Genomic DNA, 13,409 nt, shown 5'->3' with positions numbered 1-13,409 from the left:
GATTCATATCTACTAAAATTAATATTTAAATCTAAAAACATGAAAAAGTTAGTATTCGCCTCAGTGCTTTTTATGAGTGTATTTTTTGCTCATGCTCAAGTTTCGATTAATGTAAATATTGGAACTCCTCCAAATTGGGGACCACAAGGTTACGATGACAGCAGATATTATTACTTGCCTGATATCGATGTATATTATGATGTAAATCAAAGCGTATTTATCTACGATAATGGAGGAAAATGGATTCGTGAAAAAAGACTTCCTTCAAGATACAGAAATTATGATTTGTATTCAGGTTATAAAGTGGTTTTGACCGATTACAGAGGAGATTCTCCTTACAGTTATCATACAAATCACAGAAAAGCTTATCCAAAAGGTTATGTCGGAAAACCTCAAAAAAACAGAGGAGAAAAACCGGTTAAAAACAATAACGGAAAAGGAAAGCAAAAATCGGATAACAGAAATAACAACAAAAATTACAACTCCAAACAACAGTCAAACAAAGACCACGATCATTCTAGTAATAAACGCCATTAATTTTTTGTAAAAGCCTAAATGAAAACGCCTCTCCATTGAGAGGCGTTTTTTGTTGCCACGAATTACACGAATTACACTATTTTTTTTTAATTCTTGAGAATTGGTGTAATTGCTTCGCCTATTCGCTAGCACTCGGGTTATGATTAAAAGCAGAAAATGAATTGCCTCCAGCTTTAGCTGGAGGTATATAGATTGTGCATGTATTGGCTTTAGCCGAACTAAGCGCAAAGTTTGGCTAAAGCCTTTTACTTTTCCTATAAACAAAAAACCTCCAGCTAAAGCTGGAGGCAATTAATATTTAAATATTTTCAATAAAAATTAATTTGTGCCAATTTGTGTAATTTGCGTTAAAAAAGAAATCCTTTTTAATCCAAATAATCTGTGGCAAAAAAAACTATTCTGTAACCTCTTTTACTTTATGTCCAATAGCTCCAAAAGAAAGAATTATAAGGAAACAAACCAAAGGAATAATATATCCTGATTGAATATCATCATGATTCATATCGATTAAAGTTCCCATTCCGTAAGGAATAATTGCTCCACCCACAATTGACATTACCAGCCAAGAAGAGCCTGTTTCTGTATTCGATTTTAAACCTTTAATTCCCAAAGAGAAAATAGTTGGGAACATAATTGACATAAAGAACCCGATTCCGCCAAGTGCATAAATAACAACAATTCCAGAACCATAAATAGCGACTAAACAAAGTACAGCACTCATGATGCAATAGATTGAAAGTAATACATAATCCTTTACAAAACGTAAAAAGAAAGTTCCAATAAAGCGTCCGGCCATAAAAAGGAAACCGTAGATTCCTAAGTAATATCCAGCTGTTTTTTCATCTAACCCTGCACCTTGTTGTGCAATTCTAATAAAGAAACTCGTAATACAAACTTGTGCACCAACATAAAAGAACTGCGCTACAACTCCCCAGCTTAAATGTCTAAATCTTAAAACAGAGAAAAATCCTGGTTTAATTTCAGCTTCCGTATGAGTGACCTTCATTGAAGGCAATTGTACAAAATAGAATATAATAGCTACTAAAACTAAAATGCTTCCTAGCACGATATAAGGCATTTTTACAGAAGCCGCTTCACCTAAAAGATAAGCCGCTTTTTCAGCCTCAGGCATTGCTGCCATTTGTTCTGGTGTATGGTTTGTTCCAGAAAGAATAAATAATGATCCTACGATTGGAGCTACCATAGCAGCTAATCCGTTGAAAGAAGCCGCTAAATTCAGTCTTTTTGAAGATGATTCGGCAGGTCCTAAAATCGCTGCATACGGATTGGCACTGGTTTCTAATATGGTCAAGCCACATCCAATTACAAATAAGGCAAATAGAAATAATTCGTAAGTTCTTGTATTTGCTGCAGGAACAAATAAAAATGCTCCGATAGCAAAAACTAATAAACCTGTGATAATACTGTTTTTATATCCAAATCTTTTAATAAGCATTCCCGCAGGAATTGCCATAATAAAATAAGCAAAGAATACAGAAGTATCGATAAGAGTAGATTGACGGTTGTTTAATTCGCACGCTTTTTTCAAGTGTGGAATCAAAACAGAATCAAGATTATGAGCCATTCCCCATAAGAAAAATAGGCAGGTAACAAGAATAAAAGGCAAAAGATATTGATTTCCTTTTCCACCTTCTGTCGGCACTTCGTGTTGATCGCCAGCTTGGTTTGTAATTTGCATTGTGAGATAGTTTTTTTTTTTGTTTTTTGTTTTTTGAGGTTCTAAGGTTCTGAGTTACTAAGGTACTAAGTTTAGTTTCTGAGATTTTAATTTAGCTTAAGTTGCTAAGATTCTAAAACGCAACGTATATAAAAACTTAGCATCTTAGAACCTTAGCACCTTAGTATCTTAAGATTTTCTTTTCACAAATAAAAGGTGATCACAAACAAGAACCACCTCACCGCGTTGGTTAATGATTTCTACATGTTCTGTGACAGCGCCCAATTCGGGATTTTTTGCTTCACCTTTTTCAGAAATAGTAATTTCAGAATGAATGGTATCACCAATATGAACTGGTTTTACAAAACGCATTCTGTCGTAACCTCTTGAAAAAGCTTCTGGATTTATTTCTGATGCAGTTAAACCGATTCCAATACTGAAAACCATGGTTCCGTGTGCAATTCTTTGTCCGAAAGGTTGTGTTTTACACCATTCTTCGTCCATGTGATGAGGAAAGAAATCTCCCGTATGTCCTGCATGAACCACAAAATCAGTTTCTGTTATCGTTCTGCCTACGGTTACTCGTTTATCGTCGATTGTATAATCTTCGAAAAAAGTCGATTTAAAATACATAATTTAGATACTTTTTATTCGTCAGCTCTTTCAAATCAAGATCAAAATGACCTGTGTTTTGAAGAGGACTAAAATTTGTTTTTTTTGGTTTTGAAATATAGTGTTTTAATTACACTTCATCAAAAGAAATTCCGCCATTTTTACTACTTGCATAACAAGCTTCCACAACTTTCATTGTACCTAAAACATCTTGAACACTTGCAGACAATATAGCATCAGAACCTTCCTTATAACGCATTAGATTAGACATGGCGCCAATAAAAGCTTCTGGAAACCATGAACCTTCTAGTTTGACTTCTGTCCATTCGTATTCATTTTCATTATCTTTTTTCGGAAGAGCATACTCAAAAACGTCTGGAAGACCGTCAGGATAATTCATTAATAATCCCATTTTTGCTTTAACAGCACCTTTTGTTCCTTCCCATTTAATGTAACTTTCTTCATGTTTTGGCCCAAAATGATGATCGTGATTCGTATTGATCACGACATGCTTATCTTCGCCATAATCTAAAATAATAGTAGATCTGCTAGAAGATAATTTCTTAAGAGGATGTTTAGCCGTCTTTGCCATAACATTTTTTGGGTTTCCTAAGAAAGAACGAATACAATCGATATAATGCACACTATGGAAAAGAATCTCTAATCTTGGGTGTTCCTTTATTAAAGGAAACAATTCCCAAGGCGTATTTACAGTTACTTTAAACTCTAAGTCGTACAATTCGCCAATAATACCTTGATCAATTAAATATCTGGCAGCACTCACAAAAGAAGCAAAACGAAGTTGGAAGTTTATAGCAGCAACTAAATTTTTTCTTTCACAAACTTCCACAATTTCACGTGCCTGCGCCAAGTCATTCCCCATTGGTTTTTGAATCAAAACTGCGGCACCGTCAGGCAATTGCTCCAAAATTTCGATGTATTGATCTGGTAAAACCGTAATGTCGTAAACGGCGTTTGAAGGCGCATTTTTAACCGCATCGGCAACACTTTCAAAAACATGATCGATTTTAAATTCTTTTTGTAAATCGTATGCTTTTGAAATCGTTCTGTTGGTAATACCAAAAACTTTAAAACCAGCCATTTCATAAGCAGGAAGATGTGCATCTTTTACGATTCCGCTTGCGCCGATAATGATGATGGGCTGTTCTGTTTCAGGTAATAAAGGTTTATATGGAATATTCATGATAAACTATTTTTAAGATTAGTGTCAACTTTGTCAAAGTTTAAAACTTCGGCAGAGTTTTTCATGACGGTAATTTTTTCTATTCTATTTTTTGAATATTAATCTGTGTTTCTTCTAATAATTGTGCCGAAGGAATATCGCTATTGATGGCTTTTAAAACCATATGATCGATAAATTCGCAAACTTTTGGCCAAATTGGAGTTTGTGGTAATGTCAAAGCATTTTCGTGCAGCATTTCCAATTTATGATAAAATGGAATCAAAGTATTGATTTCTTCATCTTTCCAAGTTGATTTTCTACAGCCAATGCCACCTTCTTTTGTCAACAATTTGTCGCTTTCAGCAGTTGTGGCAAAACGCAGAAAATCGTAAGCCAGTTTTTTATGTTTGCTTCCAGAACCGATTGTATACAGCCAATATACATTCAAAGAAGCGGTTTTAAAACCAGGATCGGATGGAAGGGAAGTAATATCAATTTTGCCTTTTACTTTCGATTCTTCAATTACTTGAGCCATTGAGGCAAATCCGAACCAGTTGATTGCCATTGCGGCTTGTCCATCGGCAAAAGCCAAACCAGCTTCAACCGAACCAAAGTCTTTCGATTTTGGATGAACAGCATCTTTATTAGTTACTATTTTTCTATAAAAATCTAAAGCTTGAATTCCAGCTTCACTATAAATAGAAATTTGATTTTTATTATTGATTAAAGATCCTCCACGCGTCCATAATTGCAGGCAAAAGTCAAAAACCATATTGTGTCCGTCTGGATAATTCGCAAAAATAGTTCCGTATAGATTTTCTTCTGGTCTATTGAAAAAAGTGGCTATTTCGGTGAATTCTTTCCAAGTTTTTGGTGTAGAAAGTTCGTAACCAAATTGGTTTTTGAAATTCTCTTTTTCAGTTTCGTTTTCGAATAAATCTTTTCTGTAAATCAGACATTCCGGTCCGTCGTGAAAAGGAAGTCCGAAAGTTCCATTATCCAGCTTTTGTAAATGTAAAAGGGATTTATGCCAGCCATAAGGATAATTTTCTGGCGGATTTTCTGCAATAAAAGGATATAAATCTTGAATAGCTTTTTCGTGTACAGCATCAAAAATCCAATCGGTATTGAGGTGCGCAATATCCCATTTCCCTTCTTTTAAACCTTTTTTAGAAATCGTGGTTTCATACAATTCATGAAGTTCCATCGGAATCATTTCGGCTTCAACTTGAATATTGTTTTGAAGACAGAAAGCATCCCAAAGCTTTTGCAGTGTACTTTCAAAGGGATCGAATTTTCGAACAGCGATTCTAATTTTATCCATTTTAGCAGTCTATAAATTCTTTAATAATGCGTTCGTTGTCCTGACCTAATTTTGGTGAACCTTTTCCAGAAGTTAAATATTCGCCGTCAATTTTTATTGGACAGCGAGTTGTTTTATAAGTATAGCCATCCAACATTTCTACTTGTTGTGTGAAATTCAAAACTTTAAAACCCTCTTCAGCAAAAAGTTGCTGATAGTTTAAAACTCCAGCGCACCAAATGTCAGCAGGTTCTAAAATATCCAGCCAAAATTGGGTTTCTTGTGTTTGCAAATGCTCAGCCAAGATATTTTTGATGTCGTCTCTAAGCGTAAATTTATTTTCAGGAAATTGCAATAAAGCATCGCATTTCAGCAAAGAAGCCAAAACAGGAATGGAACCCATTGCCAAGGCTAAATAACCATTTTTGGTTTTGTAAATTCCGTATGGCGCGCCCAAATAAGCGTGTGCGTTATTGGTTTTTGTTCGAACAGGCAATTCGCCACCATCGTTGAAATAAGTCGTAATGGTTTCAAATTGAAAATCAAATGCCGATTCCAACATACTCACTTGAACTTGCGCTCCAATATTGTGAGTTGCTTTTCTGTATAAAGCAGCTAAAATTCCTTGTGCCAAATGTGCTCCTGCGAGCATGTCTACAATCGACAATCCCATCGGAACTGGGCCGTCTTCTTGATTACCGCTTAGCCAAGTCAAAGCCGTTAAAGATTGTAAAAGCAAATCCTGACCCGGCAAATCTTTCAAATCCGGATGTTCTCCAAAACCTGAAATCGAACCATAAATTACATTTGGATTAATGTTTTTTACATCTTCATAACTCAAACCAATGCGTTCCATAACTCCAGGTCTGAAATTATGCATGACAACATCGGCTTTGGCTAATAATTTTTTTAGTTTTTGAAGTTCTTTTGGCTGTTTAAAATCAATAGCAAAAGATTCTTTGTTTCTGTTGATGGTATGAAAAACAGACGATTCGCCGTTCATAATCAAATCAGAAGTATATAAGGTTCTGCAGATGTCTCCCGTTCCAGGTTTTTCAATTTTTATCACGCGCGCACCTAAATCCGCCAATCGTAAACTGGCTGAAGGTCCCGAAAGAAACTGACTGAAATCTACAATTAAATAATCTTCTAATGGTTTCATTTTTTTATTGTTTAACCGTTTAATCGGTTATGTGTTTAATCGTTATTTCTTGTTTAATTGGTTATTTGTTTAACCGTTTATTCGTTTTTCGATTCAACGATTTCTCGATTAAACAAATAAACGATTAACCGATTAACCCCTTATGTATTGCTAAATTATCTTGACCTACTTTTGGAGCTGCTTTTTCGCTAAGCAGAATTTCACCATCCAATTGAATCGGACTTCTGGTGGTAACCAAAGTTTCTCCTTCTGTATTTTTAACAGTTTGTTTCAACTGTAATTCATTTACAAAAGGCTGGCTGTCCAATTCTTCGTAATTGAAAACTTTTCCGCACCAAATACCTTCTTTCTGCAGGATTTCAATCCAATAATCAGAAGTTTGGGTTTGAATTCTTTCGCTCAAAATAGTTCTGATTTCATCTCGTTTTTCAAACCATAAATGTTTATCCGCGAAAGCGTTTAAATCCAATCCCAAAGTTTTTCCTATGAAAATCAAATCGCCCATCGCGAGAGACAAATAACCATCTTGCGTTTGGTAAACTCCGTAAGGCGCGCTTAAAAAAGCATGCGCACTTCCTTTAATATCGCCACGTTCAGGCAATTGACCTCCATCATTTAAGAAAGAAGTAATCGCTTCAAATTGTACATCTAGAATCGATTCTAGCAAACTCACTTCAATCAAAACGCCTTTTTTGGTTTTGGCTCTTTTTAAAAGTGCTGCTAAAATTCCTTGTACAAAATGATTCCCGCACATTAAATCGGCAACCGCCAATCCGAACGGAACTGGACCTTGACTTTTGCGTCCGCTCAACCAGCTTAAACCAGAAAGCGATTGCAACAATAAATCTTGTCCTGGTTTTTTTGCCCACGGACCTTCGTTTCCGTAACCTGTAATCGTTCCGTAAATAATTTTCGGATTTATAGAAAGCGTATTTTCAAAATCTAAACCGATTTTTTCCATCACACCAGGTCTGAAATTATGTGTCATAATATCAGCCTTTTCGATCAGTTTTTTAATTAAAACCAAATCGTCTGGATTTTTTAAATCGGCTGCAAAAGATTCTTTATTTCTATTTATGGTATGAAAAAGCAAACTGCTGTCGTCTACAAATAAATCTTTGATACTTAATTGTCTGCAAGCTTCACCTTTTACAGGACGTTCAATTTTGATGACGCGAGCACCCAAATCGGCTAGTTTTAAACCAGCGGAAGGTCCTGCCAAAAACTGGCAGAATTCCAAAACAATTAGTCCTTCTAAAGGTCTCATATCGTCTGGATTTTTAAAGATTCTGCGTAAAGTCCATTCATTTCTTCTAATACTTTCAATTCGTCTCCGCCATTCATCAAATAATTGCGAACTACATCGCCCGCATGATCTTGGAAATACATGTGGCCGTAATATCTTGGACGAAGGAAAGCACGCTCTAAAGCAGGTAAAGTATTTTTGAAATAATCATGCGTCACGCCATTAATTCTCTCGCTTTTCCAAGCTTGCAAGTGTCCTGGCTGACCACCGTTATCGGTATAAATATTCTGTTGTACTTGTGATGAACACGTAAATTCAGCATATTTTATTGCCGTTTCAATGTGTTCACTGAATGAAGAAACAGCCAATCCTGTTCCGCCCAAAGAAGAAATCATTGGATTATCATTCAAACGTACTAAATCATAAAAATGTAAAAGTTTATTGCTGTAACCACTTCTTGAATAATTAGAATAACCGTAAGCAAAAGGGCAGTAGGCAATTTCATCAGAATTTACCATTGCCTCATAAACTTGAATTGGGTTTCGGTTAAAGTTAGCTGGATCAATTAATTGTGCCAGTTCTCTAAACATTTGAAGCGCTTTTTTTCCTGTAGTTTCAGAAATCACTTTTTCTTCAGAAAGAAACGGAGCTTCTCCCAGACTGCAGCAAAACATATAAAAACTCATTAAAACATCTACTGGAATTCCAGCAAAAGCGACTACACCTTTTTTTGCTAAGGCTAATAAATCATCATACGTTTTAGGAACTTCTAAGTTGTTTTTTTGTAAAAGATCCAAGCGGGAAGAAGCAACTGGAGTCGCCGCATCGATAGGAAGCGCCCATAATTTATCATGAAAAACATAACTTCCGTATGATTTCCCAACGGTATTAACCTCTTGATCTTTAATATATTCTTTAGATAAATAATCAGATAACGGTAGGATTGCTTTGGTCTGCGCTCCAAAACCTGTCCAAGGATGATCAATTACCAATAAATCAAATCTTTTAGCAAGGTCTTCGATAGAAGCATCGGCAAATTCTTGTAAACTTCTCTTTTCCCAAGAAATTTCAACTTCAGGATGTAGTTCTGTAAAACGCTGAGATGTGGCAACCATTGGAAGCAAACCTCTTGTATGGTTCCAAGTTATGCCTTTTAATTTTATCATTTTTATATAGGAATTTTGAGTAGTGAAATCGATTGAAATAATAAATGTAAAAATTACAATTACAAAAGTAGGAATAAGATTCAAATGCGCAAGAAATACAAACTTTATTCAAGAATCTTTTTGCATAAATTGACAATTAGTGATATTATTTTTACAAAGTGTCTAAAAAATGTTATAAAAATTTAAAGTTTGGTTATTTTAAGAATAGGAAAATGAAATATATCTCGAATATTAATTTTTAAAAAGTACTTTTGTAATTGTGATTTTTACATTTATTAATTTTGCTATTCTTTTTTTGTGAATTTATAAATGCGAGAAAAGCGAAACATCTTTTGGATGGAATATAATGTAAAACATCGAAACATAATTTTTTGTTTTGAAAAAGAAAGCAAAAGACAGAAGTTTCCACACATAGCTATGTGAATTGAAATGAGTGAAACGCCTTTTTTTAATTTGTAAAAAACTATGTTTCTATGTGTTTGTGAATTTTAAATTTAATGGATTCGAAAACAACCAACTTTGATGAAGTTTATTCATCAGAAAAAATAAACTAACAATAAAATATACGATTATGAAATTAATACGTTTTGGAGAAATCGGAAAAGAAAAACCTGGAGTTTTAATTGGAGAAAAGAGATATGATGTTTCTTCGATTGTAACTGATTTTAACGAAAGTTTCTTTGAAGAGAATGGATTAGAAAAATTACAAAAAGCATTAGAAAGCAATCCATCTTTACCAGAAGTTGATGCTTCGGTACGTTTGGGTTCGCCTGTTGCAAGACCTTCAAAAATTATTTGTATTGGTTTAAATTATATCGATCACTGTAAAGAAACCAATGCTCCGATTCCGACAGAACCTATTATTTTCTTTAAATCGACGACTTCTTTATGTGGTCCAGACGACGATTTGATTATTCCTAAAAACAGTGAAAAAACAGATTGGGAAGTAGAATTGGCTTTCGTTGTTGGAAAAAAAGCAAGTTATGTTGAAGAAGCAGAAGCTTTAGATTATGTTGCAGGATATGCTTTATTGAATGATTATAGCGAAAGAGCTTTTCAGTTGGAGCGTGGCGGACAATGGGCAAAAGGAAAAGGAAGCGATACTTTTGCGCCTCTTGGACCATTTTTGGCTACAAAAGAAGAAATCGCAGATGTTGACAATTTAAAAATGTGGCTGACTGTAAACGGTAAAAAATACCAAGACAGCAACACGCTGAATTTAGTTTTCAAAATTCCTTATTTAGTACATTATTTAAGTCAGTTTATGACGTTGCTTCCTGGTGACATCATCAGTACAGGAACTCCTCCGGGAGTTGGTTTAGGTATCAAACCAGATCCGATTTACATTAAAGCGGGAGATGTGATAGAATTAGGAATTGAAGGTTTAGGAACGAGCAAGCAGAAAGCTGTAGCGTATCAAAAATAAAAATTAAGAAAGTACAAAATGAAATATATTGTTTGCGAAAAACCGCAGGAATTTCTACTTAAAGAAACGAATATTCCAGAACCAAAAGAAGGTGAAGTTTTATTGAAAATTAAAAGAATTGGTATCTGCGGAACTGATATTCATGCTTTTGGCGGAACTCAGCCTTATTTTGAATATCCAAGAATTTTAGGTCACGAATTGGCTGCAGAATATGTAAAAGGAAATGCCGAAGGTTTTAAACCAGGAGATAAAGTAACTTTTATTCCGTATTTTAATTGCGGAAAATGTGTTGCCTGCAGAAACGGATTGACCAACTGCTGTGTAAATATTAAAGTTTTTGGAGTTCATATTGATGGTGGAATGGCCGAATATGTTTCGATTCCGGAACAATATTTATTGCATGGTCAAGGTTTAGATTACGATGAATTGGCATTGGTTGAGCCTTTGGCAATTGCAGCGCATGGTGTTAGAAGAGCGGCTGTTAAAGCTACAGATACGGTTTTGGTAATGGGAGCAGGGCCAATCGGAATTGGTTTGATTCAGTTTGCTAAAATCGCTGGTGCAAAAGTGATCGTAATGGATATCAACGATTACCGTTTGAATTTCTGTAAAGAGCAATTGCAAGCAGATGAAACGATTAATCCGTTAAACGATGATGTTGCAGCAAAATTGGCTGAATTGACAAACGGAGATATGGCAAATGTGGTAATTGATGCAACAGGAAATCAGAAAGTGATGAATAGCGCTTTCAATTATATTTCACACGGTGGAAGATTCGTTTTGGTTGGACTTCAAAAAGGAGAATTGAGTTTCAGTCATCCAGATTTCCACAAAAGAGAATCGACTTTGATGAGCAGTAGAAATGCAACTATTGAAGATTTCGAATATGTAATGAAATGTTTGAAAGAAGGAAAAATAGATCCTAAGAAATACATAACGCACAGAACGAGTTTTGAAAGTATGATTACTAATTTTAAAGATCTAACTGATCCTAAAAATAATGTGATTAAAGCTTTAATTGAAATTGAGTAAAAGTATATTATAAAGTACTGTTTGTTATTTCGACGAAGGAGATTCGAGCGATAGCGAATAGGAGAAGCAAATCTCCGCAAGAAACTCTATAAAGATTGGCAAATTTCTAGACGGAGCTACTTACGGAGATCCTTCCTTCGTCAGGATGACAAAAAATGAGGAAAACTATAACTTTAAATAACCACGAAAAATGGATTTAAACTTAAAAAATAAAATTGTTGTCGTTTCTGGTTCGGCTGGAAAAGAAGGCAGTATTGGAGAAACGATTGTCAATAGATTGGCAGATGAAGGCGCTATTCCAGTTTTGGTTGATAGAAATGCAAGAGGTTTTGAATACGCAGAAAGACTTCAAAATAGAGGCGTTAATTCTTTATTTGTGCAAACTGATGTAACCGACCCGGTTGCAATAGAAAATGCCGTAAAAGTAATTGCTGCGAAATACGGTAGAATCGATGCCATAATCAATAATGTTGGAGTAAATGACGGAGCAGGATTAGATTCTAGCTACGAAGATTTCATGAATTCTTTGAAATTGAATGTGGTAAGTTATTTTCTTTTGGCTAAATATTCACTTCCGTATTTGAAAGAATCAAAAGGAAATATCTTAAATATTGGTTCAAAAGTGGCTTTGACAGGACAAGGCGGTACTTCTGGTTACGCTGCTGCGAAAGGCGGAGTTTTGGGATTAACAAGAGAATGGGCGGTAGATTTGATTCAGTTTGGAATTCGTTCTAACGCGATTATTATTGCTGAAAGTTATACGCCAGCTTATGAAGATTGGATTAAAACATTGCCAGACGGACAAACGGTTTTGAATAAAATCAATAAAAGTATTCCACTAGAAAGCAGAATGACTAAGACAGAAGAAATTGCAGATACAGCACTTTTCGTTATTTCAGAAAAATCATCGCATACTACAGGACAATTTGTTTTTGTGGATGGAGGTTACGTACATTTAGACCGCGCATTAATCAGCGATGTTAACTAAAAAATTATGAGTAAAAGAATTGATTCCCATCAGCATTTTTGGAAGTTTGATCCCGTTAGAGATAGCTGGATTGATGAAACCATGCAAAATATTCAGAGAGATTTTTTGCCTGAAGATTTACAGCCAATTTTAAAAGAAAATCAATTTGAAGGTTGCGTTGCAGTTCAGGCAAGTCAATCAGAAGATGAAACGCATTTTTTATTGGATTTAGCTTCAAAAAATGATTTCATAAAAGGTGTTGTCGGTTGGATAGATTTAAGAAATGAAAATATTGAAGAACGTTTACAATTCTTTTCCAATCAAAAAAAACTAAAAGGTTTTAGGCACGTTGTTCAAGGCGAACCAGACGATTTTATGTTTGGAGAAGCTTTTAGAAACGGAATCCAAGCTTTAAAATCATTCGATTATACGTATGATATTTTAATTTTCGAACGTCAATTACCAGCTGCAATTAGTTTGGTAAAAGACTTCCCAAATCAGCGATTTGTGATTGACCATATTGCCAAACCAGATATCAAATTAGGAAGCATTGATTCTTGGAAGAAAGGCATCGAAGAAATCGCAAAATACGACAACGTTTACTGTAAAATCTCCGGAATGGTCACAGAAGCAGATTGGAAAAACTGGAAATCAGAAGATTTGAAACCATACCTAGATGTAATATTTGAAAACTTCTCAGTTGATAAATTAATGTACGGGTCAGATTGGCCAGTTTTAAATGTTGCTTCAGATTATAATGAAGTTGTAAAAACTTTAGAAGATTATATTTCGAAATTTTCAGTCGAAGACCAGAATAAGATTTGGTTTGAGAATGCAATTTCATTCTATAATCTGAATGATTAGTATCTAATTTTGTAAGCTTCAGAGAAGCGAAATATCTATAGCTAGAAATACACGTTTACAATATAAAGCTCCAGCGGAGCGACATGTTTTTTATAATTATATGTCGCTCCGCTGGAGCTTTTTTCATTATGTGTTGCTAATATTCTATAAATATTTTGCTCCGCTGGAGCACTAAACAGGTTGAATTTGAATTTTTAGAATTTATATTTTTTTCTTTATTCAAAATGACAAAT

12 protein-coding genes are annotated in these 13,409 nt (G+C 34.8%); 5 read left to right on the top strand and 7 right to left on the bottom strand.

Annotation, left to right across the window (positions count from 1 at the left end; genetic code table 11):
* Window positions 1-39 precede the first annotated feature (39 nt).
* Window positions 40-537, top strand: a complete 498-nt coding sequence (locus VGE71_RS09370; RefSeq protein ID WP_331138089.1) for a hypothetical protein — start codon at window positions 40-42, stop codon at window positions 535-537.
* 394 nt (window positions 538-931) lie between these two features.
* On the opposite strand, the gene fucP is transcribed toward VGE71_RS09370, so the two are convergent.
* The 7 genes from fucP to VGE71_RS09335 all read right to left on the bottom strand — a co-directional run bounded on the left by fucP (window position 932) and on the right by VGE71_RS09335 (window position 8,887).
* The gene (gene fucP / locus VGE71_RS09365) at window positions 932-2,236 is read right to left on the bottom strand and encodes an L-fucose:H+ symporter permease (RefSeq protein WP_331138088.1); all 1,305 of its coding nucleotides are present in this window, start codon (window positions 2,234-2,236) and stop codon (window positions 932-934) included.
* A 168-nt stretch (window positions 2,237-2,404) separates the two neighbouring features.
* Window positions 2,405-2,848, bottom strand: a complete 444-nt coding sequence (locus tag VGE71_RS09360) for a MaoC/PaaZ C-terminal domain-containing protein (protein WP_331138087.1) — start codon at window positions 2,846-2,848, stop codon at window positions 2,405-2,407.
* A gap of 109 nt (window positions 2,849-2,957) precedes the next feature.
* Window positions 2,958-4,031, bottom strand: coding sequence for a Gfo/Idh/MocA family oxidoreductase (locus VGE71_RS09355; protein ID WP_331138086.1), 1,074 nt, complete (start codon window positions 4,029-4,031; stop codon window positions 2,958-2,960).
* A gap of 79 nt (window positions 4,032-4,110) precedes the next feature.
* A complete protein-coding gene (locus VGE71_RS09350; protein WP_331138085.1) occupies window positions 4,111-5,334 on the bottom strand; it encodes an extracellular solute-binding protein in 1,224 nt (407 codons plus the stop codon).
* Window position 5,335: 1 nt separating this feature from the next.
* Window positions 5,336-6,475: a CaiB/BaiF CoA-transferase family protein gene (locus VGE71_RS09345; RefSeq protein ID WP_331138084.1), complete on the bottom strand. Its 1,140-nt coding sequence runs from the start codon at window positions 6,473-6,475 to the stop codon at window positions 5,336-5,338.
* A 124-nt stretch (window positions 6,476-6,599) separates the two neighbouring features.
* Window positions 6,600-7,742: a CaiB/BaiF CoA-transferase family protein gene (locus VGE71_RS09340; protein ID WP_331138083.1), complete on the bottom strand. Its 1,143-nt coding sequence runs from the start codon at window positions 7,740-7,742 to the stop codon at window positions 6,600-6,602.
* The gene (locus tag VGE71_RS09335) at window positions 7,739-8,887 is read right to left on the bottom strand and encodes an ABC transporter substrate-binding protein (protein WP_331138082.1); all 1,149 of its coding nucleotides are present in this window, start codon (window positions 8,885-8,887) and stop codon (window positions 7,739-7,741) included. The genes VGE71_RS09340 and VGE71_RS09335 overlap by 4 nt, the downstream gene beginning before the upstream one ends.
* Window positions 8,888-9,458: 571 nt before the next feature.
* Between VGE71_RS09335 and VGE71_RS09330 the strand changes: the two genes are divergently transcribed.
* The 4 genes from VGE71_RS09330 to VGE71_RS09315 all read left to right on the top strand — a co-directional run bounded on the left by VGE71_RS09330 (window position 9,459) and on the right by VGE71_RS09315 (window position 13,176).
* Window positions 9,459-10,313, top strand: coding sequence for a fumarylacetoacetate hydrolase family protein (locus tag VGE71_RS09330; RefSeq protein WP_331138081.1), 855 nt, complete (start codon window positions 9,459-9,461; stop codon window positions 10,311-10,313).
* An 18-nt stretch (window positions 10,314-10,331) separates the two neighbouring features.
* Complete coding sequence (locus VGE71_RS09325) at window positions 10,332-11,345, top strand: zinc-binding alcohol dehydrogenase family protein (RefSeq protein WP_331138080.1); 1,014 nt, start codon at window positions 10,332-10,334, stop codon at window positions 11,343-11,345.
* A 190-nt stretch (window positions 11,346-11,535) separates the two neighbouring features.
* Window positions 11,536-12,333, top strand: coding sequence for an SDR family oxidoreductase (locus VGE71_RS09320; RefSeq protein ID WP_331138079.1), 798 nt, complete (start codon window positions 11,536-11,538; stop codon window positions 12,331-12,333).
* Between the two features lie 6 nt (window positions 12,334-12,339).
* Window positions 12,340-13,176, top strand: a complete 837-nt coding sequence (locus VGE71_RS09315; RefSeq protein WP_331138078.1) for an amidohydrolase family protein — start codon at window positions 12,340-12,342, stop codon at window positions 13,174-13,176.
* The last annotated feature ends 233 nt before the right edge of the window (window positions 13,177-13,409 follow it).

This window comes from Flavobacterium sp. (assembly GCF_036405015.1).
Lineage (GTDB): Bacteria > Bacteroidota > Bacteroidia > Flavobacteriales > Flavobacteriaceae > Flavobacterium.
This window is presented reverse-complemented; position numbering and strand designations above follow the sequence as displayed.

Bases quoted from the DNA above. Each gene is read 5' to 3' on its own strand.
- VGE71_RS09330 (WP_331138081.1), top strand. From the start codon at position 9,459: ATGAAATTAATACGTTTTGGAGAAATCGGAAAAGAAAAACCTGGAGTT.
- VGE71_RS09360 (WP_331138087.1), bottom strand. From the start codon at position 2,848: ATGTATTTTAAATCGACTTTTTTCGAAGATTATACAATCGACGATAAA.
- fucP (WP_331138088.1), bottom strand. From the start codon at position 2,236: ATGCAAATTACAAACCAAGCTGGCGATCAACACGAAGTGCCGACAGAA.
- VGE71_RS09350 (WP_331138085.1), bottom strand. From the start codon at position 5,334: ATGGATAAAATTAGAATCGCTGTTCGAAAATTCGATCCCTTTGAAAGT.
- VGE71_RS09320 (WP_331138079.1), top strand. From the start codon at position 11,536: ATGGATTTAAACTTAAAAAATAAAATTGTTGTCGTTTCTGGTTCGGCT.
- VGE71_RS09370 (WP_331138089.1), top strand. From the start codon at position 40: ATGAAAAAGTTAGTATTCGCCTCAGTGCTTTTTATGAGTGTATTTTTT.
- VGE71_RS09315 (WP_331138078.1), top strand. From the start codon at position 12,340: ATGAGTAAAAGAATTGATTCCCATCAGCATTTTTGGAAGTTTGATCCC.
- VGE71_RS09345 (WP_331138084.1), bottom strand. From the start codon at position 6,475: ATGAAACCATTAGAAGATTATTTAATTGTAGATTTCAGTCAGTTTCTT.
- VGE71_RS09335 (WP_331138082.1), bottom strand. From the start codon at position 8,887: ATGATAAAATTAAAAGGCATAACTTGGAACCATACAAGAGGTTTGCTT.
- VGE71_RS09355 (WP_331138086.1), bottom strand. From the start codon at position 4,031: ATGAATATTCCATATAAACCTTTATTACCTGAAACAGAACAGCCCATC.
- VGE71_RS09340 (WP_331138083.1), bottom strand. From the start codon at position 7,742: ATGAGACCTTTAGAAGGACTAATTGTTTTGGAATTCTGCCAGTTTTTG.
- VGE71_RS09325 (WP_331138080.1), top strand. From the start codon at position 10,332: ATGAAATATATTGTTTGCGAAAAACCGCAGGAATTTCTACTTAAAGAA.